Origin of the sequence: Silanimonas sp. (assembly GCF_027530345.1) — a bacterium.
Taxonomy (GTDB): domain Bacteria; phylum Pseudomonadota; class Gammaproteobacteria; order Xanthomonadales; family Xanthomonadaceae; genus Silanimonas.
The window spans coordinates 23,860-45,556 of the sequence record NZ_JAPZQK010000024.1 but is presented as its reverse complement, the minus strand read 5'-3'; the positions used below and the strand labels follow the sequence as shown (position 1 = coordinate 45,556).

The window sequence follows — 21,697 nt, the reverse complement described above, 5'->3', positions numbered from 1 at the left end:
GGCCGCCGCGCCGCAGGGTGGGGCTTCCGCTCAGAACCAGCCGGCGACACGCTCGCCGAAGCTGAGCAGCAGCTTGGCGACGTCGTCGACGAACAGCACCACCGCCAGCACCTCGGCCGCGCCCAGCGCCCAAGCCAGCGCCATCGTCCGGCCATCGCGTTCGATCAGCGCGACGGCGAACACCAGCAGCACGAGGCCGAACGGGTAGTTGGTGAGCGGGATGGGCAGGGCCAGCAGCCCGCCGAGAACCACCAGCAGCAGCCCACTGATGGCCTTCGCGGCCGGGTGGTCGATCATCGCGGGCCAACGCGGACGGCTCACGCGTTCCAGCCAGGCCAAGGGGCGCGCCAGTCGAGCACGGAACCGGTCCAGCGAGGCCGTGGACACCGGCCGCCGTTGGAGCCATCGCGGCAGCCACGGATGCTCGGCCTGCGCCAGCAGTTGCAGCCCGGCCAGTGAGACGAGCGGACCGCTGATGGCGCCGGCACCCGCGGGCAGCGGGAGGAAGGCGGGCAGGATGGCCAGCAGCAGGAACAGTCCGAAGGCTCGTTCGCTGAAGGCGTCGAGCAAGTCGGCGAGGGGCAGGGTGCCGGGATGGTCGCGCGCGATGCGCTCGAACAGCCGCTGCGTGGTCAGCCCGTCATCCATGGGCCGCGATCAGGCCTCGGCGCTTTCGTCGCGTTCGAGGCGCTCCACCAGCAGCTTGTCGATGCGGGCACCGTCGCGGTCGATCACTTCGATGCGCCAGCCTTCCCAGGTGAAATGCTCGCCAGCGTCGGGGATGCGGCCGAATTGCGCCATCACCATGCCGGCGATGGTGTGGAAGTCGTGGTCTTCCTCGCCGGGCAGGGCGCTGACGCGCAACAGCTCGCGCGTCTCGTCGCTGGTCAAGCGCCCGTCCACCAGCCAGCTGCCGTCGTCGCGCTGCACGAGCAGCGGCTCGTCGTCGCTGGCCTCGTGCGGGGCTTGGCCGCGGCCCATCACGGCACCGAGGAGATCGCTGGCAGTGACGGCGCCGATCACCTCGCCGTATTCGTCGACGACGAGGGCCATCGTCTGCTGCTCTTCGCGGAAGATTTCCAGCAGGCGCATCGACTGCGTCGATTCCGAGACGAACAGCGCGGGCTTGAGCGTGGCGAACAGGTCGACACTGCCGCCTTGGCCGAGACGCCCGGTGAGGCTCTTCACTTCGAGGATTCCGAGCACCTCGGCATCGTTGCCGCGATACACCGGATAGCGCGAGTACGGTGTCTCGCGCATGGTGGCGAGGTTGTCCTCGAGGGGCAGCTTGGCGTCCAGCCAGGTGATGCGCGTGCGCGGCGTCATCAGGCTGGCCGCGCTGCGGTCGCCGAGGCGGAGCACGCGGTTCACCATGGCCTGCTCGTCGGCATCGATGATGCCCTGCTCGTGGCCTTCCGCCACCAGCAGTCGGATCTCTTCCTCGGTGACGCGATCGCCGTCGCTGCGATCGGCGCGCAGCAGCTTCAGGAGCAATTTCGTCGACGTCGCGAGGATGAAGACGAACGGCTTCGCGATCATGGCCATCACGCCCATCGGCAGGGCGACGAGGGCGGCGATGCGTTCGGGGTACAGGGTGGCGATGCGCTTCGGCACGAGTTCGCCGAACACGACCGAGCCGTACAGGATCACCGCGAAGCTCACGGCGTAGGCGATCCACTCGGCCCACTTCGGGTCGAGGCCCGATTCGAGCAGCGGCGGGCGCAGGTGCACCGCGAAGGTCTCGGCGCCGAAGTGGCCGAGCAGCAGGCCGAGCAGGGTGATCCACACCTGCACCGAGGACAGGAAGCCGTCGGGATGCTCGGCCAGCTCCAGCGCCTTGCGCGCGCCGCGGCTCTCCTTCGCCAGCTGCTTGAGACGCCCCTTGCGCGAGGTCATCACGGCCATTTCGGACATCGCGAAGAAGCCGTTCGCGAGGGTCAGGACGATGATCAGCAGGAACTCGATCACGGGCGCGCCTCCGGGGTCAGCGCCAGCAATCGTCGCAAGTCAGGGTCGTCGGGCATGGTGGGGCGGGAGAGGGACGGGCTGGGAGTCTACCAATGGGGCTGGCGCCGGGCGTTACAGCAGGTCGCCGCCGGCCGAGAGCAGGCGCTCCATGCGATCGCCCTGGCCGCCGATCTCGAGGACCAAGCGGTCCAGTTCTGCGCCGTCGAGGCCGGCGTAGGGGCGGTTCTCGCAGAGCTGCAGGTAGGGCACACCGTCGAGTTCGCCGATGGCCAGCCAGCCCACGCGCGAGTGCCAGTTGTAGGCCAGCATGCGGCGCGCGTCGATGCCGGTGATCGGCGCGATGATGGTGCTGGCGCGCAGCAGCCGGCGGCCGTCGTCGTCCTCGAGTTCGGCCAGGAACACGCTCTGGTGCCGCTTGCCGGCGTCCAGAGAGAGTTCGACGCAGAGCACGTACGGGTCGTTGGTGGTGATGCGGAAGTGCGACTGCACGTGGCCGCGGATCTGTTCGAAGTTCTGCATGGCGGGTTCCTTGAGTGCGGGTATCGTACCGCCATGACCATGACGACGAACGCCAAGGCCATCCTCGCGGTGATCCGCCGCATCCCGGCGGGCGAGGTGCGCGGCTACGGCGAGGTGGCGCGGGAGGCCGGCTTCCCGCGCGGTGCGCGGCTGGTGGCGCGGGTGCTCAGCGAGAACACCGACCCGGCACTGCCTTGGCACCGGGTGCTGCGCTCGGATGGGCGCATCGCGATGCCGACGGACAGCCCCGGCTTCGCCGAGCAGTCGGCGCGGCTGCGGGCGGAAGGCGTGGTCGTGGAGAACGGGCGCGTACGTCAAGTACGTCGCACGTCGGCCGAAACGCTGGATGCCCTGCTTTGGGCGCCGCCGGCCGCGACGCGGAAGAAACGCTGACGCCGCTATGATCCCGACCAAGTAACCACTTCCCCGAGGGCCCCGTGCCGCGCCTGCCTCCCGTCACGCTGTACCTGTTGTGGATCCTGACCGGCACGTTCGCCCTGCAATGGCTGGTGGGCGAGCCGATGGTGCGGTGGTTCGCCCTGTGGCCGGTCGGTAGCGAAGGCTTCGGCGGTGGTGGTTTCCTGCCTTGGCAGCTCGTCACCTATGCGGCCCTGCATGGAGACTTCATCCACCTCTTCTTCAACGCCTTCATGGTGTGGATGCTGGGCGCGATGCTGGAGTCGCAGTGGGGCACGCGCCGCTACATCCAGTTCGTCTTGGCCTGCGTCCTGGCCGCGGGCGCGGTGCATCTGCTGTTCGGTCTGCTCGGCGTGTTCCCGGCCGGCCCCGCGCTCGGCATCTCGGGCCTCGCCTACGGCCTGCTGCTGGCCTATGGGCTGATGTATCCGAACCAGCAACTGATGCTGGTGATCCCGCCGGTGCCGATCAAGGCGAAGTACCTGGTGATGATCCTCGCCGGGCTCGCGCTGTTCATGGGTTTGAACTCGCCGGGCGGCGTGGCGCACTTCGCCCACCTCGGCGGCATGCTCGGCGCTTGGCTGGTGATGCGTTACTGGCGCGGAGATCCGCCGTTCGGCAAGCGTCGGCCGACGCTGCGCTCGGTGCGCTGAGGCAGGACAGCACGACCACGGCGCCGAAGCACGGCGTCGTGGCTTGGCGCGCTAGCGTCGCAGCAGCAGGAAATCCGGGCTGGTGATCAGCCGCACCGAGTCGAGGCGCGGGCGCGCGCCGGGCAGGGCGGCCAGCACGGCCTCGCGCTCGTCGCGCAGGGCCTGCACGTCGGACTCGCTGACGGCCGGGTTCACGCGGGCCAGCGATTCGAGGCGGGCGAGTTCGCCGCCCAAGCGCGTCTCGGCGAGCTCGGCTGCTTCGGCGATCACCGTCGCGGCATCGCGGCGAGCGCTGGTTTCGCAGGCGCCGAGCATCGGCGGCACGAGGCTGTTCATCACCTTGCGCATCGGCGAGAGGTCGAACTGGCGGTCGGATGCCTTCGCCACCGAATCGGGATCCGGCGCGAAATCGTCGCGGCGCTGCAGGCGCGTGTCGACGATGGCGCGCAGCGGCGTGGGCGGCAGGAAGCGCGCGATGTTGAGCTTGGCGTCGGTGATGCACTCGAGCACGTAGATGGCTTCGAGCAGCGCCGTGCGCGGTGGCAGCGTTTCGTCGATCAGCAGGCAGGCGTTACCGAGCTCGGAACTCAGCATCAGGTCCTGCGCGCCGAGGATCAACGGGTGGTCGGCGCGCAGGTAGAGAAGGTCGTCGCGCGACAGGGCCAAGCGACGGTCGCAGGTGGCCTCGCGGGCGCCGCCCTTCAGCGCGTCGAAGCCGTCGACGGTGAGGTACTCCGGATCGAGCAGGAAGCGGCCTTCACCCAGTGGCTCGTTCTCGACGCCGAAGGCTTCGAGCAGTTCGAGCATGGCCTCTTGCGAGACGAGGTCGGCGTCGTCCTCGGCGAGGGCGGCGCGCAGTTCATCGGCCTCCGCACGCTGGCTGGCGCGTTCGAGCAGGCGGTCGCGGCCGCGGGCGATCTGTTCCACGAGCTCGGCATGCGCGCCGCGGGTGTCGGCGATGAGCTGCTCGAGCGCGGGCTCGCGGCCGATGGGATCGGCTTCCGCCAGCGCGACGAGTTCATCGACGCTGCGACGCAGCAGTTCGCGGCCGTCCGGTACCACGCCGCGGAAGGCGTCGAGGCCTTCGTGGTACCAGCGCAGCAGCACCTCCTGCGCACTGCCGGTGACAGCGGCGGCGTGGATGTGCACGTCGCCGGGCTGGCCGATGCGGTCGAGGCGGCCGATGCGCTGCTCGAGCATGTCGGGGTGCAGCGGAAGGTCCCACAGGACGAGGTGCTGGGCGAACTGGAAGTTGCGGCCTTCGGCGCCGACTTCCGAGGCGATCAGCACACGCGCGCCATCCGGGTCGGCGAAGAACGCGGCATTGCGGTCGCGCTGCAGCAGGTTCATGTCTTCATGGAAACGCGCGACCGGCTGGCCCCAGCGCAGTCGCAGCGCCTCCTCGATGGCCTGCACCTTGGCGCGCGAACGGCAGAGCACCAGCGCCTTCTCGCCGCCGAGCGCGTTTAGCGTCTCCAGCAGCCAGTCGAGGCGCGGGTCCTTGGCGTAGTCGTGCACCGGCTCCTCGTCGAGATCGCCGACTTCGAAGGCGAACTCGGCGCGCAGGCGGCCCAGCAGCTCGGAATCGTCGGTGGCGGGCAGCAGGTCGACGTGGGCGATGCGCTTCGGAAAACCACCGACCGCGGCGCGGCGGTTGCGCACCATCACGCGGCCGGTGCCGTGGCGGTCGACCAGCGCGTCGATGAGCACTTCGCGTGCGGCAAGGTCGCCGGTTTCGATGGCGGCCAGCGTGGCGTCCAGCCATTCACGGTCGTTGGCGAACAGGTCGTTCAAGGCCTCGCCATCGGCGCGGGTGACGTCGCCGGCTTCGATGCGTTCGGCCAGCTGCGACAGCGCGACGAAGCGGTCGGATTCGGCGAGGAAACTCTTGAGGTCGGTGTAGCGCGCCGGATCGAGCAGGCGCAGGCGCGCGAAGTGCCCGCCGCGGCCGAGCTGCTCGGGCGTGGCGGTGAGCAGCAGCAGGCCGGGCACGCGCTTGGCGAGCGCGGCCACCAGCGTGTAGCCGGGGCTTTCGAACTCGGGCGTCCAGATCAGGTGGTGCGCCTCGTCGACGAGCAGCAGGTCCCAGCCGGCCTGCACCAGCTGCTTCATGCGCTTGTCGTGCTCGGTGAGCCAATCCACCGAAGCGAGCACGAACTGCTCGTCCTCGAAGGGGTTGCTCGAGGGCTCGTTCATCTCGAGCGCCTCGCAGCGCTCCTCGTCATAGATGGCGAAGGGCAGGTTGAAGCGGCGCAGCAGTTCGACGAACCACTGGTTGACCAGGCTTTCCGGCGTCAGCACCAGCACGCGCTTGGCGCGGCCGCTGGCGATCTGCTGCGCGGCGATGGCGCAGGCCTCGATGGTCTTTCCCAGGCCGACTTCATCGGCCAGCAGCAGGCGCGGCGTGCGGCGCGCGGCGGCGGTCTCGACCACGCGCAGCTGGTGCGGGATGAGGTCGACGCGGGCGCCCAGCACGCCCCAGCCCGGATGGCGGCGCGCGCGGGCGCGCAGGTCGAGGGTGCGGACGCGGCGCTCGAACTGGTCGTTGCGGTCGATGCGGCCGCTGATCAGGCGCTGGTCGGCTTTCGACACCGGCTGCTCGGCATCGAGCGCGCCTTCCATGAATTCATCGTTGCCGGCGCGGTACCAGACGAGGCCGGCGCGCTCTTCCACCGACTCGATGGCGATCTCCTTGCCGTCCATGCGCACGCGGTCGCCGGCGCGGAATACGGCGCGGACGAGGGGCGCGGCTTCGAGCGAGTACTGGCGCACGGTGCCGGAGGCGGTGAAGACGAGTTGCACGCTGCGGCCCGCAATGCGAAGCACGGTGCCGAGACCGAGCTCCGGCTCGGCGGACGAGAACCAGCGTTGGCCGGGAACCAGAGCCATCAGCGCCACACCCCGATCGGGTTGGCGGCGCGCATGACGGCGCCCACGCGGCAGCCGTAGGTCTCGCCGAAGGCGGGCAGCTGCGACAGCGGGCCATTCACGCGGAAGGCGGCCGGCGCGTACGGCGAGGTCTGCACCTCGGCGCGAAGCGCCTCGGTGGTCTGGGTCTTCGCCCAGAGGTTTGCCCAAGCGGTGAAGAAGGCCTTCTTCGTGTTGGCATCCGCCTGCGGCTGCGCCTTGGTGAAGGCGGCCCAAGCGAATTCGAGGCCGGCGAGGTCGGCGCGGTTCATCGGCAGGGTGCGGGCGCCGTCGACCCGCAAGCCCGGGGCCGCCTGGAAACCGTTGTAGAGCGGGCCGAGCGCGGCGCCGCGGTTGCCGGGCGTCAGGCGCTTGGCCAGCTCATGGCCGATCAGGGCGCCCAAGGCGCCGTGGTCGGCGGCGTCCGGGGCGGTCCCGGCTTCGCCGAGCAGGGGCGGCGAAAGGGCCGCGGCCGTGATGGCCAGCGTGTCGGTGCCTGTCAGCCACTGCACGGCGGGAACGCGAGCTGGCAGCGGATCGATGGCGAGGGGGCGGTCGGCGAGGATGCGACCCTCCGCCCAGCGCCCGTAGCGCAGCAGGTTGCCGACATGGTCGTCGGCGCGGAACTCGAGGCCGTTCGCGTCGAAGGTGTTTGACTCGTTGCCCGCGATGTCGAAGCGCATGGCCTGCAGGCGCTGCGCGTCTTCGGTGGCTCCCGCCTTGCCCGCCATCTCGACGGCGGCGGCGCGCACGCCTTCGGCCAATGCCAAAGCACGCTGGCGGCGGGCCTCCGGCGCGTAGCGCGCGTTGAAGGCGGCATCGTTCAGGCCGCCGAGGGTGCGGCGCAGCAGCGTGTCCATGTGCTCCGCGCGCGGCGGTGCCGCGGGCAGGCCGCGCAGGATCTGGGCGAAGAACCCGCCATGGGCGCTTCGGAAGGTGCTGCCGAGTTCCGGCGCGAAGCGGTTGAGCACGCGGAAGCGCAGGTACCACTGCAGGCGCTTGGTGTCGCGCTCCGTGCTTGCGATCTGGCCGAGCGTGGCGAAGTAGGCCGGGCTGACGACCACGAGGTCTTCGCTGCGCGCGCCGAGCTGCTTCAACAGGTCGGCGAAGCCGAGGGCGATGAAGCGGCGGTCCTGCGCGCGCAGGGTGTCGCTGCTGCGGGCCTCGGGGCCTTCGCCCACCAGCGCTTGGGCGAGCTGGGTCTCGATCTGCAGCACGGCCTCGGAGGCCGGGCTGATTTCGGCTTCGGGCAGGCCGCTGGCGCGCAGCACCGCCTCGACATAGGTGCGGTACTTGCCGAGCAACGTCCGCACTTCGGCGTCATTCGTCGTGTAGAAGGCCGGATCGATCAGTCCGAGGGCGGCCGGCACGGCGGCCAGCGGGCGGCGACCGCCGTCGGTGGCTTCAAGGCGGACGAATTCGGCCATCGGTGCCACGCCCAGGGCGTGGTAGGCGGCACCCACCTTGGCGAGGTCGCGGGGGCGGCGCAGCTGGGCGAGCGGGGCCAACAGCGTCTGCACCGCCGCGGCACTCTGTCGCTCCAGACCGGCCTCGTCCATGCCTGCGGCCCAGAAGGCCCCCAGCGTCTTTTCCTGATCGTTCTGCGGGCTGGTGGCCGCGGCGGCCAGCAGGGCGGCCTGCTTCTGCGCGGCGCTGGCGCCGAGTTCGGCCAGGCGGCTGCGCTCCGGTTGGGCGGCCGAGGCCGGGTTCGCCAGCCGCCAGGCATGGTTGGCGTGGCCGTTGAAGTCCGCGCAGGCCAGCGGCGCAGCGGGCGTCCGGGCGCCCCGGTTCTGCGCCGCGGCGGGGGAAAGGGCGAGGACAGCCACCGCGAGGGCGGCGGTCAGAGCGAGCGTGCGCATGGGCGAGCCGGATTCCGTGGGGGCGCAAGTTTACGCCGGTCGAACGGAGTCTCGACTCTTCACGCGGCAAGGATCGGGGATGCCTAGAATTTCAGGAATTCCTGAAACTACGTGAACGCCATGCTCAGTCCGCTGGTCCAGCGCTTCGTCCTCCACTTCGGCGAGATGGGCAGCCGCTGGGGCATCAACCGCACGGTCGGGCAGATCTACGCCCTGCTGTTCGTGAGCCCGAGGCCGCTCAACGCCGACGAGATCGCGGAAGGGCTGGCGTTCTCCCGTTCGAACGTCAGCATGGGCCTGAAGGAACTGCAGAGCTGGCGGCTGGTGAAGCTGCAGCACCTGCCCGGCGACCGCCGCGAGTACTTCTCCGCCCCCGAGGACGTCTGGGCCATCTTCCAGACCCTGGCCGAGGAGCGGCGCAAGCGCGAGGTCGACCCGACCCTCTCGATGCTCCGCGACGCCCTGCTCGAATCCCCGGGCGACCCCACCGACCGCCACGCGCAAGAGCGCATGCGCGAGATGCACGACCTGATCGAACTCACCACGGGCTGGTTCGAGGACGTGCGCGCCATGGACCAGGAGCGCCTGGTCGAGCTCATGAAGCTCGGCAAGAAGGTGGGGAAACTGCTGGACGCCCGTGACCGCTTCATCGGAGGCAAGAGCCATGTTTGATGCACTCGACCCGCTGCTGCTCGCCCGCATCCAGTTCGCGGCCAACATCAGCTTCCACATCCTGTTCCCCACCATCACCATCGCGCTGGGCTGGGTGCTGCTGTTCTTCAAGTGGCGCTACGGCAAGACCGGTGACTCGAAGTGGATGGACGCTTACGGCTTCTGGGTGAAGGTGTTTGCGCTGAGCTTCGCGCTCGGCGTGGTGAGCGGCATCACCATGAGCTTCCAGTTCGGCACCAACTGGCCGGGCTTCATGGAGCGTGTCGGGAACATCGCTGGTCCTCTGCTCGCCTACGAAGTGCTGACGGCCTTCTTCCTCGAGGCGACCTTCCTCGGGATCATGCTGTTCGGCTTCAAGCGCGTGGGGAACCGCATCCACACGCTGGCCACCTTCCTCGTCGCCTTCGGCACCACGATGTCGGCGTTCTGGATCCTCGTGCTGAACTCGTGGATGCACACGCCGGCGGGCTTCGAGCTGCGCGACGGCGTCGCGCATGCGACGGACTGGATGGCGATCATCTTCAACCCGTCGATGCCGTGGCGCTTCAGCCACATGCTGGTGGCTTCGTTCCTCACTGTCGCCTTCCTGCTGGCGGGCCTTTCCGCCTATCGCTGGCTGCGCGGCGACCGCGCGCCGGCTGTGCTGGCCGCGATGCGCACCGGCGTGTTCATGGGCGCGCTGCTGATCCCGGTGCAGATCGTGCTCGGCGACTTCCATGGATTGAACACGCTGAAGTACCAGCCGCAGAAGATCGCCGCCATCGAGGCGATCTGGGAGACCGAGCGCGGCGTGCCGCTGGTGCTGTTCGGGTTCCCCGATGAAGAAGCGCGCAAGACGCACATGGCGGTGGAAGTGCCGAAGCTCGCCTCGGTGATCCTCACCCACGACCCGAACGGTGAACTGAAGGGGCTCAACGAATTCGAAGGCAAGCATCCGCCGGTGGCGCCGGTGTTCTGGGCCTTCCGCATCATGGTGGGCATCGGCATGGCGATGCTGGCCGTTGGCTTCTGGGGCGCGTGGGTGCTGAAGCGCAAGCGCGAGCCGACGCCGTGGCTGTCGCGCGTCCTGGTGCTGATGACCTTCTCCGGCTGGGGCGCGGTGATCGCCGGCTGGTACACCACGGAGATCGGTCGCCAGCCTTGGCTGGTGCAGGGCGTGCTGACCACCGCCGATGCCGCGAGCGCGGTGCCCGCACCGATGATCGGCCTGACGCTGGTGGGCTATCTCGTGATGTACGCCGTGCTGCTCGCGGCCTACATCAGCGTGGTCTTCTACATGGCCCGGAAGGCCGGCACGCGCGCGGAAACGCCGCAGGCCGAAGGGCCGGGCCTCGTGCCGTTCGCCGACGCTTCATCGGGCCTGACGGCGAAGGAGGCTTGAGATGGGCGCGATGACTTCGACGGTGGCGCTGATCACGACCATTCCCGATCTGTCCACGCCGGCCGGCTGGTTGCCCGTCGCCTTCACCATCGTGATGGGCCTGGCGATGCTGGCCTACGTGGTGCTCGACGGCTACGACCTCGGCGTGGGCGTGCTGATGCGCCGCGCCAGTGACGAGGACAAGGACCGCATGGTCGCGTCGATCGGCCCGTTCTGGGATGCGAACGAGACCTGGCTGGTGCTCGGCGTGGGCATCCTGCTCGTGGCCTTTCCGATGGCGCACGGGGCGATCCTCACGGCTTTGTACCTGCCGGTGGCGCTGATGCTGCTTGGCCTGACGTTGCGGGGCGTCGCTTTCGATTTCCGCGTGAAGGCCAAGGCCCAGCACAAAGCGGCGTGGAACGGCGCCTTCTATGCCGGCTCGTTGATCGCGACGCTCGCGCAAGGCTTCATGCTCGGCCAACTGGTGATGGGCTTCGAGGGCGGGTGGGGCGCGTTCGCCTTCGGCGTGCTGATCGGCGTCTGCCTGGTCGCCGGCTATGCGCTGCTCGGTGCGGGCTGGTTGATCATCAAGACCGAAGGCGCGCTGCAGCAGCAGGCGGTGCGCTGGGCCCGCGGCAGCCTGTGGATGACTGCGCTCGGCATCGCCGCGGTTTCGCTGGCCACGCCCCTGCTGTCCGAGCGCATTTTCGACAAGTGGTTCACCTTGCCGTGGATCGTCGTGCTGGCGCCGGTACCGTTGGCGACCGCGGTGCTGTTCTTTATCGTCGATCGCAGCTTGCGCCGCCTGCCCATGCGCCTCGCGGAAGGCAACGAGTACGGCGCCTGGGTGCCTTTCGCCGGCGCCATCGGCATCTTCCTGCTGGCCTTCTATGGCCTCGCTTACAGCCTGTTCCCCTATCTCGTGGTCGACCGCATCACCATCTGGCAGGCGGCCTCGGCACCGGAGTCGCTGATGATCATCTTCGTTGGCGCCTGCGTGGTGCTGCCGGTGATCATCGGCTACACGGTGTTCGCCTACCGCGTGTTCGGGGGCAAGGCCCAAGCCCTCGACTACACATGAGGGCCGCGATGCGGCAGGCTCGCGCCATTCCCATTCTTCCCCAGACGTCTCCTACCAACGCCATGCGCCCGACCTTCGCTGCCTTCGCCACCGTCCTCGCCCTCGTTCTCACCGGCTGCCAGGCCGAAGCGCCCGCCACCGATGCACCTGCCGCGGCGCAGGCTCCCGAAGCGTCCCCGGCGCCGGAAGCTGCTGCTCCGGCCGTAGCAGCGCCCGCGGCCTCGGCCCATGTCGGCCTGATGGCGCACGAGCCGTGGTCGCGACCGCTCGCGCCCGGCGCCACGGTGGCTGCCGGCTACATGCACCTGATGAACCACACCACGCGGCCGGAAACCCTGGTCGGCGCGCGCGCCGAGGGCGTGGGCCGCATCGAACTGCACGACATGGCCGAGGTGGATGGCGTGATGCAGATGCGCCCGATCGAAGGCGGCGTGCCGCTGGTGGTCGACGGCATGGCAGCCTTCCAGCCGGGAGGCAAGCACCTGATGTTCATCGACGTCACCCGCTCGTGGAACGAAGGCGACGTGGTGACGGTAACGCTGGTGTTCGAGAGCGGAACGGAGTCGGTGATCGACTTTGCTGTGACGGCGTCGAAGGGCGAGTCCTCCGGCGACGAGCACGCCCACCACTGAGGCCCGGGCGCAACGCGCTCGGGATTCACGGGAATTCACCGCGGGCGGCAAGGTCTGACGCCCGCTTGACGTCCGGCGCGGGGATACTCGGGCGGTTTTGGCCCATCGCCGCGCGCCGTGCTCCGACTTCCGCTTCCACATCCGATCCTGCGGAGCCTGCGTCGCACGGCGCGCGCTTCCGCGTGGGCGTGCCTCGGGCTCGTGCTGGCGGCGCCGGCCGCCGCGATCGCACCGGGGTCGTCCGTGGAGGCCTGGAAGGCGCTCAACGAACCCCGGTTCGAGGCCGTGCAACCGCCGGGGGCGCCGCTCGAGGGCCCGGTCCGCGCCATCGCCGAGGATGCCGACGGCCTGATCTGGGCCGTGTCCGGTGCGACGTTGTGGCGCTGGGACGGCTACCGGGCGGTGCGGGCAAGGCTGCGTGCCGAGACGGCGGGCGGCGTCGAGGAATCCCCGGTCATGCAGACGGTTCGGGCAGACGCGGAAGGCGAGCTCTGGGCCGGCACCGCGCGCGGGGTCTACCGCATCGACCGTCGATGGCCATCCCGTCCGGCCCTCGAACCCGTGCCGATCGCGGGCGAGCGCCCGTCGGTGCTCTTCATCGATTTCCCGAAGGCCGGCGACGACGCGACGAGCGCCTACTTCGGCACCGTGGGCGCCTTGCTGGCCCTGCGACGCGGCGGAGGCGTCCAGTCGACGCCCATCCCCGACGCGGGCCCGAACCGACTGCACGCCTTGCGCGTGGACGCGGCGGGTCGGGTCTGGGCGGGCACGACCTTCGGCCTGTTCCGCTGGTCGATGGACGCCTCCGGCTCGCCGTGGGTGGCGCAGGCGCTACCGGTGCCCGAGGCGCGGATCGCCGCGCTCGAGGCCGATGCCGACGGGCGCCTCTGGATCGGCACGGCGCACGACGGGTTGTACTCCTTGGAACCGGACGGCTCGGTCCGGGCTTGGGCCTGGCCCGAAGGGCTTGAGACGCCGCCACGCATTTTCGCCCTCGCCATGGTGCGTCCCGGCGAGTTGTGGGTCGGCACCTTCGGCCAAGGCGTGTGGTCGCTCGACACCGCGAACGGGAGCTGGACTCGGCTGCAGCACGACCGGTCACGCCGAGGCAGCCTCGACGACGACAACGTCTGGACGCTGTTCGCCGATTCACGGGGCTTGGGATGGGCGGGCACCGCCACCGGCCTGCAATGGAGCAACCCCGGGCAACGCCAGTTCCTGAACCTGCCGCTGGCGCCGGAGACGGAGGCTCCGGAATCGCGGATGCGCGCGCATGGCCTGGCTCCGGCGGGTCAGGGCGTTTGGCTCGGCACGAACGCGGGCCGTCTTCGGTACGTGGGCGTCGCGCCACCTCGCGCCACCGAAGCCTCCCTGGAGGCGCTTTGGGGCCGCGGGGAGGCTGCCGCCGGGGCCATGGAACTGGTCGCGCCGATGGGCGAAGGGCGCTGGGTGCTCGGCAGCGACGGACGCACGGTGCTGGCGGAGCCGGGGCGCGACCGCGTGCGCCCCTTGCAGCCCCAGGCCCGCGGGGGCGCCGCGTACACCAGTGCCGTGGCTGCGTGGGATGGGGCCTGGTGGTTGGCCGGACCGGACGGACTCTGGCGGGTGCCGCTCGCTGATGACGGCGAACCCCGACTCGACGAGGCGCGCAATCTGCTGGGCGATGCCGTGGGTGAGCGGCGCGTCTCCAGCCTGTTGGCCACGCCCGGCACCCTCTGGCTCGGCACGTGGAGCGGGCTTGCCCGCCTCGATCTCGGCGCCGACGCCGTGCGCGCGGTGCCGGTGGCCGACCTCGACGGCCAGTTCCTCACCACGATGCTGGCCGATGCGCGGGGCAGGCTCTGGGTCGGCACCTCGGCGGGCGGCGTGTTCCATGCGCCCATGGCCGAGGTGGGCAAGGCCGAGGCGTGGGAGCGCATCGATGAAGCGAGTGGCCTGCCGGGCAACAGCGTGGGGGTGCTGCTCGAAGATTTCGGCGGTCGGGTTTGGGCGAGCACTTCGCGGGGCTTGGCGCGCATCGATTCGGCCAGCGGGAGCGTGCGCGCTTTCCGTCCCGACCAGGGCGCGGCGGCTGCGCCCTACGTCCGCCGCTCCGGCACCGTCCTGCCCAGTGGTGAACTCGTCTTCGGTGGCACCGAGGCCCTCACCGTCGTCCTGCCCCAGGCGGGTGCGGACCCCAGCCCCCGCGCCTTGCCCGCCCTCGTGCTGACCGACATCGCCGCCAGCGAAGACGAGCCGTCGCCGTTGTTCGACCCGGCGACGTCGAACTCGCGCGCCCGCCTGCGACTCCCGCCGGGCGTGTCGCGCATCGCGCTGGAGTTCGCGGCCCCGGTGTATGTCGGGGCCGATGGCCTTCGCTACCGCTACCGCCTCCAAGGCTGGGACGAGCGCTGGTCGGAGGTGGATGCCGGGCACCGAGTGGCGGCGTTCACCCGCATCGCGCCCGGCCGCTACCGCTTCGACGTCGAGGTCGCCGAGCCTGCCGGGCCCTGGCAGGACCGCGGGCTGTCGATTGACGTCGACGTGATCCCGGCCTGGCATCAGCATCGGGGATTCCACGTCGCGCTGGTCCTGGCTTTCTTGACGATCGTCGCGGGTGCGGTGCAATGGCGGGCGCGTCTTCTTCGTGAGCGCGCCCGCGAGCTGGAGCGCATGGTCGAAGCGCGCACCGCGGCCCTGGCCACCGCGAACGCCGAGCTCGAGCAGGCCCATCGCGCGGTGGAAGAGGCCAGCCTCACGGATCCGCTGACCGGCCTGCACAATCGCCGCTTCCTCTGGCGCCACATCGATGCCGACGTCGCCCTCGCGCTACGCAGCCGCTACGGCGGCGACGAGAGCGGGCGCGAGCCCAGCGACCTGCTGTTCTTCCTCGTCGATATCGATCACTTCAAGCGCATCAACGACCAGCACGGCCACGCCGTCGGCGACCTCGTTCTGGTTGAGATGGGACGCCGCCTGCGCAGAGTGTTCCGCGAGTCGGACCACGTCGTGCGCTGGGGGGGCGAGGAGTTCCTCGGTGTCGCGCGTGGCGCGCAGCGCGAGGACGGGCCACGCGTGGCCGAACGCATCCGCGCGGCGGTGGCCGAAACCCCGTTCGCGCTGCCCGGCGGCGGGCAGCTCACGGTGCGTTGCTCCGTGGGCTTCGCGGCGCTGCCGCTGGTGGCCGCCGACCGCCACGCGTTCGGTTGGGAGGACACGGTCGCTATCGCCGATGAAGCGCTCTACGAAGCCAAAGCCGCCGGGCGTGACGCCTGGGCTGGTTTCGAGGAGTCCGGCGGATCGGTCGACGCGCGCGATCTGGCTGCCCTTCGGCTGCGCAGCATCCGCGCCACCGCGGTGAACGGCCTGCAGCTGCGGCGCTCGGTGCGCTGAGCACGGCGGAGCCCGGACGAAAAAACGGCCCGGAGAAAGCCGGGCCGTTGGAGTCCGCCGGCACGAGGAGGGCCGGCGGAAATCGGAACTGCGCTTACCAGATGGCGATGCGCTGCGGCTCCGGGCGCACCATCGGGTCGCCTTCCTTGCAACCGAACGCCGCCGCGAAAGCCGGCATGTTGCTCGGGGCGCCGTTGGCGCGGAAGCGGGCCGGGGCGTGCGCGTCGGTGACGAGTCGGACGTTGAGTTCCTTGTCGGTGTAGTTGCGACGCCACACGGTGGCCCAGTTGCCGAAGAAGCGCTGGTCCTGCGTGAGGCCGTCGACCATCGGGTCGGCGTAGCCCTGGCCCTGCGCGGCGAGCATGGCCGCATGCGCCACCGTCAGGCCGCCGAGGTCGGCGATGTTCTCGCCCAGCGTCAGGTTGCCATTGACGTTCTTGCCGGCCAGCGCCTCGTAGGCGTCGAACTGTTCCACGAGCATGGTGGTCTTGCCCTTGAAGCCTTCGGCGTCCGCCGGCTGCCACCAGTTGGCGAAGCTGCCCTTGGCGTCGAAGCGCGAGCCTTGGTCGTCATAGCCGTGGATCATCTCGTGGCCGATGACCGCGCCGATGCCGCCGTAGTTCAGCGCCGGATCGGCCTTCGGATCGAAGAACGGCGGCTGCAGGATCGCCGCCGGGAACACGATCTCGTTCATCAGCGGGTTGTAGTAGGCGTTGACGGTCTGCGGCGTCATGCCCCACTCGCCGCGGTCTTTCGGCTGACCGATCTTCGACATCGCATCGGCATGGTTGAACTTCGTCGCGGCGATGATGTTGCCGACGTAGCTGTCACGCGACGTCGCGAGGCCCGCCCAATCGCGCCATTCGTCCGGGTAGCCGATCTTCGGCGTGAAGCTGGCCCACTTCTCGAGCGCCTTGGCCTTGGTCTCCGGCGTCATCCACTCGAGCGCCTCGATGCGCGCCTTCAGCGCGGCCGAGAGGTTTCCGACCAGCGTCTCCATCTGTGCCTTGCTTTCGGCCGGGAAGGCGACGTCGACGTACAGCTCGCCCAGCGCTTCGCCGACCGTGCCGTTGACGGTGTCGAGCACGCGCTTCCAGCGCTCCTTCTGCTCCTGCTGGCCGCGCAGCGTCTTGCCGTAGAAGGCGAAGTTCTGGTCGGCGAAGGCCTTGGGCAGGAAGGGCGCGAGGCCGTCGAGCGTGTGGAAGCGGAAGTAGGCCTTCCAGTCCTCCATCGGCACCGAGGCGAACATGCCGTCGAGGGTCTTGAAGAAGTCGGGGTTCGACAGCGAGAACTGCGCCGGGCGGGCCACGCCGTTGGCGTCGAACCAGGCGCCCCAGTCGAAGGCCGGCGTGATGGCGTTGGCCGCGTCGATGCTCACCGGGTTGTAGTACTTCGAGACGTCGCGCGAGAGCTCCTCGCTCGAATACGTCACCTTGGCCAATGCGGTCTCGATGGCGAGGACCTGCGCGGCCTGCGCGGCGGCGGTCGCTTCGTCGGTGCCAGCGAGCTTCAGCATCGCGGCGATGTGCGCCTGGTAGGCCTCGCGCTCGGCCTTGTGCGTGTCGCCTTCGTAATAGCTCTTGTCGGGCAGGCCGAGGCCGCCCGGCACGGCGTAGCCGATGACCTTCGAGCTGTCCTGGAAGTCGGATTCGCCGCCGAAGCCGACGAGGTTCATGCGGCCTTGGCTGGCCGCGTTGCGCAGGTAGGCGGGCAGGTCGGTCGGCGCCGCCAGCGCGTCGATCTCGGCCAGCAGCGGCTGGACGGGCGTGAGACCCGCGGCCTCGATGGCCGCCTCGTCCATGCCGGTGGCGTACAGGTCGCCGATCAGCTTGTGCGTTCCGGTGGCGGCGCTCATCGCGGCCGCGGCTTCGACGATCTGCTTCTGCGTGTACAGCGAGCGCTCGGCGAGCATCTCGAAGCTGCCCCAGGTGGTGCGGTCGCCCGGCACCGGGTTGGCGACCAGCCAGCGGCCGTTGACGTGCGCATTGAGGTCGGCGCACGCCGGGCTGGCTGGATCCAGATCCGTCTGGGCGAACGAAGCCATCGGCGGCAGCAGGCTGGCGTCGATGCTCAGGCCGGGCGCGGCGGGTTCGACCGCGGCGGCGGCCGGCGGGGCCTCGGGGGCCTTCGAGCAGGCGGCGAGGAGGATCGTGCCGAGGGCGAGCGCCAGGGGCTTCAGGGCGGGCGTTTTCATGGGTGACGGCTCAGGAGCGGGCTCGGGGCCCGGAAGGCCGCCATGCTGCGCCCGCGCTTCCGGGGGGACGCGTGCCGATCGTCATGACGCGCCCTTCACGTCCATGACAGGGTGTGCCGGTTGCCATCCTCCTGTAACGCGAGCGCCACAGACTCCCGCGGATTCCCGCACCCGGACGTCCCGTGATGAAGCGCTCCACCGCCCTTGCCCTGTCGTCGATGGCCCTCGCCATCAAGCTCGCCCTCGTGCCCGTGCACGCACAGTCGCCGGCCACCGGCGCGGTCGTCCAGACGCAGCCGCGGGGGGCGGCGCAGGTGTGGGTGTACGCCTACCGGGCCGGCCAGCCGGCCTCGGGCGTCGAGGCCAAGCTCGGCGCCCGCGTGCTGGGCGTGACCTCGGCGCAGGGCGTGGTGGGCGGCGCCGTGACCACCGGCCCGCAGACGCTGATGGTCCGTGACGGCCAGCGCGAGGTCGCGATCGACCTCGATCTCGCTGCCGGCGAGCAGGTCCAGATCGCCCTCCAGTTCGTCCCGGGCCGCGCTCCGGCCTACACCTTGAAGAGCTCGTTGAAGGGCACGACGACGGTCGATCTGGCGGCCCGTGAGGCCGCGGCTGCGGCCGCCGAGCAGGCCGCCCCGGCCACCGCCGGTGCCGATGGCGCTGCTTCGGCCGATGCCGCGGGTTCCGCGCCCGGCGGTACCGCCACGCTCGACGCGATCAATGTCGCCGGTGAAGCCGTGCGCGTCGACGACCAGGCCGCCTACGTGGACATGGAGCGCATGTCGGTGTCGGTCGACGACACCCTGTCGATCGAACAGATCACCCGCGCCGGTGACAGCGATGCCGCCGTTGCCCTGCGTCGCGTCACTGGCCTCACCTTGGTCAACAGCCGCTTCATCTACGTGCGTGGCCTCGGCGAGCGCTACTCCTCCGTGCTGCTCAACGGCGCGTCGATCCCGTCGCCGGACCCGACCCGCCGCGTCATCCCGCTCGATCTCTTCCCGACCGACGTGCTGGAAGGCGTCGTCGTCCAGAAGACCTACACGCCGGACATGCCCGCCGAGTTCGGCGGCGGCACCATCCAGCTGCGCACCAAAGCGATCCCGCTGCAGCCCTTCTTCCGCGCGTCGGTGACCGCGGGTGGCGAGCAGGGCACGACCTTCAGCGACGGCCTGCGCTACGAGGGCGGCAACAACGACTGGACCGGTCGCGACCGCAGCGCCCGCGCGGCCGATCCGACCCTCGACGCCGTGCGCAATGCCCGTGGCTTCTTCGCAGGCCAAAGCTTCGGCAATCCGAACGGCTTTACGCCGGCCCAGATCGAGGCCGTGGGCGAACGCCTCGCCGGCAACAGCAGCTACGACCCCTACGTGGCCGACATCGGTCCCGACCTAGGGGCCTCGCTCGCCGGCGGCCAGCGCTTCGACCTCAGCGACGACGTGCGCTTCGGCATGCTCGGTTCGGTGCGCTATTCGCAGCAGTGGGACACGCAGGAGGAGACGCGCCGCTACCTGCAGGCCAGCAACGCCGGCCTCGTCATCCGCGACGAGACGCAGCTGATGGGCACCACGCGTGAGGTCGCCGTGTCGGCGTTCAGCGTGCTCGGCCTCGAGCTCGGCAGCGACCACCGCTTCACGCTGACCTCGATGCTGCTTCGCCAGACGGAGGACGAGGCCCGCGAGGAGACCGGCATCATCGATGCCCAGCAGCTCCAGCGTTATCGCCTGGAGTGGGTCGAGAACTCGTTGCTCAGCCACCAGCTCGCCGGCCAGCACCGCATCCCGTTCTTCGCCGAGATGGCCGACTTCGACTGGCAGTACACCGATGCCGCCGCCCGTCGCTATGCGCCGAACACCCGCCAGTTCCGCTTCAATGTCGACGACAACGGCCGCCGCACGCTTTCGCAGTTCGGCGAGAGCAACGAACAGACCTGGGCCAACCTCGACGACGACTCGCGTTCGCTCGACCTCGGCTTCAAGGCGCCGTTCGCCTTCAACGAAGGGGCCACCTATGGCACCGTCGACCTCAATGCCGGCCGCACCCTGCGCGACCGCGACAGCTACATCCGCCGCTATGGCTTCGGGGTCCGCTTCAGCGACGGCAACCTGGTCAACCAGGTGATCGGGCTGCCGGGCCTCGGCCAGATGTTGGTGCCGCAGTACATCGGCCCCAACGGTTTCGTGCTGCAGGAAGTGACCGCTGCCACCGACAACTACGTGGCCGAGCAGCGCATCGACTACGTCGGCCTCGGCGTCGACGTCAGCTTCAATGACCGCTTCCGCATCAATGCCGGCGCCCGTTACGAGACCAACGACCAGTCGGTGAGCACCTTCTCGGTGCTGCAGGCCAACCAGCGCATCGACAGCCGACTCGACGAGAGCGACGTGCTGCCGAGCTTCGGCGCGACCTGGATGATCGACGACGCCCAGCAGCTGCGCTTCGGCTGGAGCCGCACGCTCTCGCGCCCGGATTTCCGCGAGCTGTCGCCGGCGCCGTTCCTCGACCCGATCCTCGACATCCTGACCTTTGGCAACCCGGACCTCGAGACGGCGAAGATCACCAACATCGACCTGCGCTGGGAGTACTACTTCTCGGCGGACGAGTCGCTCTCGGTGGCGCTGTTCCGCAAGGAATTCGACAAGCCGATCGAGAAGCTGCTGCTGCCGGCCACCGGCTCGCTGCTGCAGACGCTGGCCAACGCCGAATCGGCCACCAACCAGGGCATCGAGATCGACTACTTCCAGCGCATGGGCTGGGCCGATGGCTGGTTCGGCGACGTCGACATGGCCAACTGGTTCATCGCCGCGAACTACTCGTGGATCGACTCCGAGATCGTGCTCGACCGGACGCGCGCGGGCGTCAGCACCAACCTGAACCGTCCGTTGGAAGGCCAGTCGCCCTACGTCGCCAACCTGCAGCTGGGTTACAGCAGCCCGGAAGGGACGCACGAGACGGCGCTGTCGTTCAACATGGCCGGCGAGCGCATCGTGCAGGTGGGCATCGACACCCAGCCGGACGTCTACGAGCAGTCGGCCGGCCAGCTCGACTTCAACTGGAAGTGGCAGTTCGCCCGTGACTGGTCGAGCCGCGTGCGCCTGCGCAACCTGCTGGACCCGTCGGTCGAGTTCCAGCAGGGCAACATCAACATCCGCGAGTTCAAGCGTGGCCGCGAAATCGCGATCACGCTCGAGTGGTCGCCGAAGAAGGACTGATCAGAAGCCGACGACGAGGTTCGTGGTGAACAGGGTGTCGGTCTTCTCGATGCCCACCGGGACCTCGGTGGTGTGGCGGACCTGGTAGCCCGCCTTCAGGGCGAAGCGCTCGCTCATCTGCACGGCGACGCCGAGGTCGTTCTGCACGAAGGTCGAGCCGCTGCCCGATTCGGCGAGCAGCAGGTTGGTGAGCGCGGTGTTCGCGGTGAGCTGGTGCTTGAAGTCCAGCGAGCCGCGGACGATCGCGTTGGTCTCGGCATCGAACGAGGTGGGCACCGGCGGCGTCCCGACCAGTGCGTCGATCGGCTGGAACCGGCGTGCACCCGGGCCGATTTCGGCGAGCAGCGAGGTGGCTTCGCGGTCGATGAAGCGGTAGCCGATACCGAGCGACGCGATGCTCTGGTACTCGTACGAAGCGAAGTCGTCGTTCTCGTGGCGCAGCGTGCCGAACAGGTAGGCGCGCGGGGTGAAGTCGTAGCCGAGCTTCAGGCCGGCCTCGTAGCGGTTGGCCGAGAGCTGGTCGTCCGATTCCGCGCGCAAGGCCGCGGCATTGATGCCGTAGAACCAGCGGTCCTCCTCGCGGACAAAGGCGAACTTGCCGTTGACGGTTTCGCTGTCGGCATTGCCGCTGGCGATGGCGAGGCCGAACTCGGCGGTGCCCGACCAGCTGCGCGTGTCCTCGGCATGGGCGGCGAGGGGGAGGGCGGCAAGCAGGGCGAGGGTGAGAGGTAGGCGCATCGGGGGTCTCCGTGTGAAGGCCGGCGCAGGCTAGGGGCGCCGCGCCGAATCGTCGATGAACCCGCCGCCGCCCGCCTGAAACCGTATGCACGCCCGGCGCATCGGCCTCC

15 protein-coding genes are annotated in these 21,697 nt (G+C 69.7%); 8 read left to right on the top strand and 7 right to left on the bottom strand.

Translation table 11 applies throughout. The features are described 5' to 3' along the window. Nucleotides 1–30 precede the first annotated feature (30 nt). From O9255_RS12820 to O9255_RS12810, 3 genes are all read right to left on the bottom strand, one after another. Nucleotides 31–648, bottom strand: coding sequence for an exopolysaccharide biosynthesis protein (locus O9255_RS12820; RefSeq protein WP_297867261.1), 618 nt, complete (start codon nucleotides 646–648; stop codon nucleotides 31–33). A 9-nt stretch (nucleotides 649–657) separates the two neighbouring features. Further along, nucleotides 658–1,968: a hemolysin family protein gene (locus O9255_RS12815; RefSeq protein ID WP_297867260.1), complete on the bottom strand. Its 1,311-nt coding sequence runs from the start codon at nucleotides 1,966–1,968 to the stop codon at nucleotides 658–660. 111 nt (nucleotides 1,969–2,079) lie between these two features. Further along, nucleotides 2,080–2,487 (bottom strand): hypothetical protein, encoded by a 408-nt coding sequence (locus tag O9255_RS12810; protein ID WP_297867259.1) that lies wholly within the window; start codon nucleotides 2,485–2,487, stop codon nucleotides 2,080–2,082. Nucleotides 2,488–2,520: 33 nt separating this feature from the next. Here O9255_RS12810 and O9255_RS12805 point away from each other — a divergent pair, with 33 nt between their 5' ends. Together O9255_RS12805 and O9255_RS12800 are read left to right on the top strand one after the other, a co-directional pair. Further along, nucleotides 2,521–2,880: an MGMT family protein gene (locus O9255_RS12805; protein ID WP_297867258.1), complete on the top strand. Its 360-nt coding sequence runs from the start codon at nucleotides 2,521–2,523 to the stop codon at nucleotides 2,878–2,880. 44 nt (nucleotides 2,881–2,924) lie between these two features. Further along, nucleotides 2,925–3,557: a rhomboid family intramembrane serine protease gene (locus O9255_RS12800; RefSeq protein WP_297867257.1), complete on the top strand. Its 633-nt coding sequence runs from the start codon at nucleotides 2,925–2,927 to the stop codon at nucleotides 3,555–3,557. Between the two features lie 51 nt (nucleotides 3,558–3,608). Here the strand turns inward: O9255_RS12800 and rapA are convergent, their stop codons facing one another. Together rapA and O9255_RS12790 are read right to left on the bottom strand one after the other, a co-directional pair. After that, nucleotides 3,609–6,446 (bottom strand): RNA polymerase-associated protein RapA, encoded by a 2,838-nt coding sequence (gene rapA, locus O9255_RS12795; protein WP_297867256.1) that lies wholly within the window; start codon nucleotides 6,444–6,446, stop codon nucleotides 3,609–3,611. Next, the gene (locus O9255_RS12790; protein ID WP_297867255.1) at nucleotides 6,446–8,323 is read right to left on the bottom strand and encodes a M13 family metallopeptidase; all 1,878 of its coding nucleotides are present in this window, start codon (nucleotides 8,321–8,323) and stop codon (nucleotides 6,446–6,448) included. The genes rapA and O9255_RS12790 overlap by 1 nt, the downstream gene beginning before the upstream one ends. Before the next feature lie 120 nt (nucleotides 8,324–8,443). Here O9255_RS12790 and O9255_RS12785 point away from each other — a divergent pair, with 120 nt between their 5' ends. The 5 genes from O9255_RS12785 to O9255_RS12765 all read left to right on the top strand — a co-directional run bounded on the left by O9255_RS12785 (nucleotide 8,444) and on the right by O9255_RS12765 (nucleotide 15,443). After that, the gene (locus tag O9255_RS12785) at nucleotides 8,444–8,995 is read left to right on the top strand and encodes a GbsR/MarR family transcriptional regulator (protein ID WP_297867254.1); all 552 of its coding nucleotides are present in this window, start codon (nucleotides 8,444–8,446) and stop codon (nucleotides 8,993–8,995) included. Continuing rightward, nucleotides 8,988–10,376 (top strand): cytochrome ubiquinol oxidase subunit I, encoded by a 1,389-nt coding sequence (locus O9255_RS12780; RefSeq protein ID WP_297867253.1) that lies wholly within the window; start codon nucleotides 8,988–8,990, stop codon nucleotides 10,374–10,376. The genes O9255_RS12785 and O9255_RS12780 overlap by 8 nt, the downstream gene beginning before the upstream one ends. A 1-nt stretch (nucleotide 10,377) precedes the next feature. Further along, nucleotides 10,378–11,439 (top strand): cytochrome d ubiquinol oxidase subunit II, encoded by a 1,062-nt coding sequence (locus tag O9255_RS12775; RefSeq protein WP_297867252.1) that lies wholly within the window; start codon nucleotides 10,378–10,380, stop codon nucleotides 11,437–11,439. Nucleotides 11,440–11,501: 62 nt separating this feature from the next. Beyond that, the gene (locus O9255_RS12770) at nucleotides 11,502–12,071 is read left to right on the top strand and encodes a copper chaperone PCu(A)C (RefSeq protein ID WP_297867251.1); all 570 of its coding nucleotides are present in this window, start codon (nucleotides 11,502–11,504) and stop codon (nucleotides 12,069–12,071) included. Nucleotides 12,072–12,314: 243 nt separating this feature from the next. Next, a complete protein-coding gene (locus O9255_RS12765) occupies nucleotides 12,315–15,443 on the top strand; it encodes a ligand-binding sensor domain-containing diguanylate cyclase (protein ID WP_297867250.1) in 3,129 nt (1,042 codons plus the stop codon). Between the two features lie 94 nt (nucleotides 15,444–15,537). Here the strand turns inward: O9255_RS12765 and O9255_RS12760 are convergent, their stop codons facing one another. Then, the gene (locus tag O9255_RS12760) at nucleotides 15,538–17,637 is read right to left on the bottom strand and encodes a M13-type metalloendopeptidase (protein WP_297867249.1); all 2,100 of its coding nucleotides are present in this window, start codon (nucleotides 17,635–17,637) and stop codon (nucleotides 15,538–15,540) included. Between the two features lie 185 nt (nucleotides 17,638–17,822). Here O9255_RS12760 and O9255_RS12755 point away from each other — a divergent pair, with 185 nt between their 5' ends. Next, complete coding sequence (locus O9255_RS12755) at nucleotides 17,823–20,849, top strand: TonB-dependent receptor (protein WP_297867248.1); 3,027 nt, start codon at nucleotides 17,823–17,825, stop codon at nucleotides 20,847–20,849. Here the strand turns inward: O9255_RS12755 and O9255_RS12750 are convergent, their stop codons facing one another. Next, the gene (locus tag O9255_RS12750) at nucleotides 20,850–21,587 is read right to left on the bottom strand and encodes a DUF481 domain-containing protein (RefSeq protein WP_297867247.1); all 738 of its coding nucleotides are present in this window, start codon (nucleotides 21,585–21,587) and stop codon (nucleotides 20,850–20,852) included. Nucleotides 21,588–21,697: the final 110 nt, after the last annotated feature.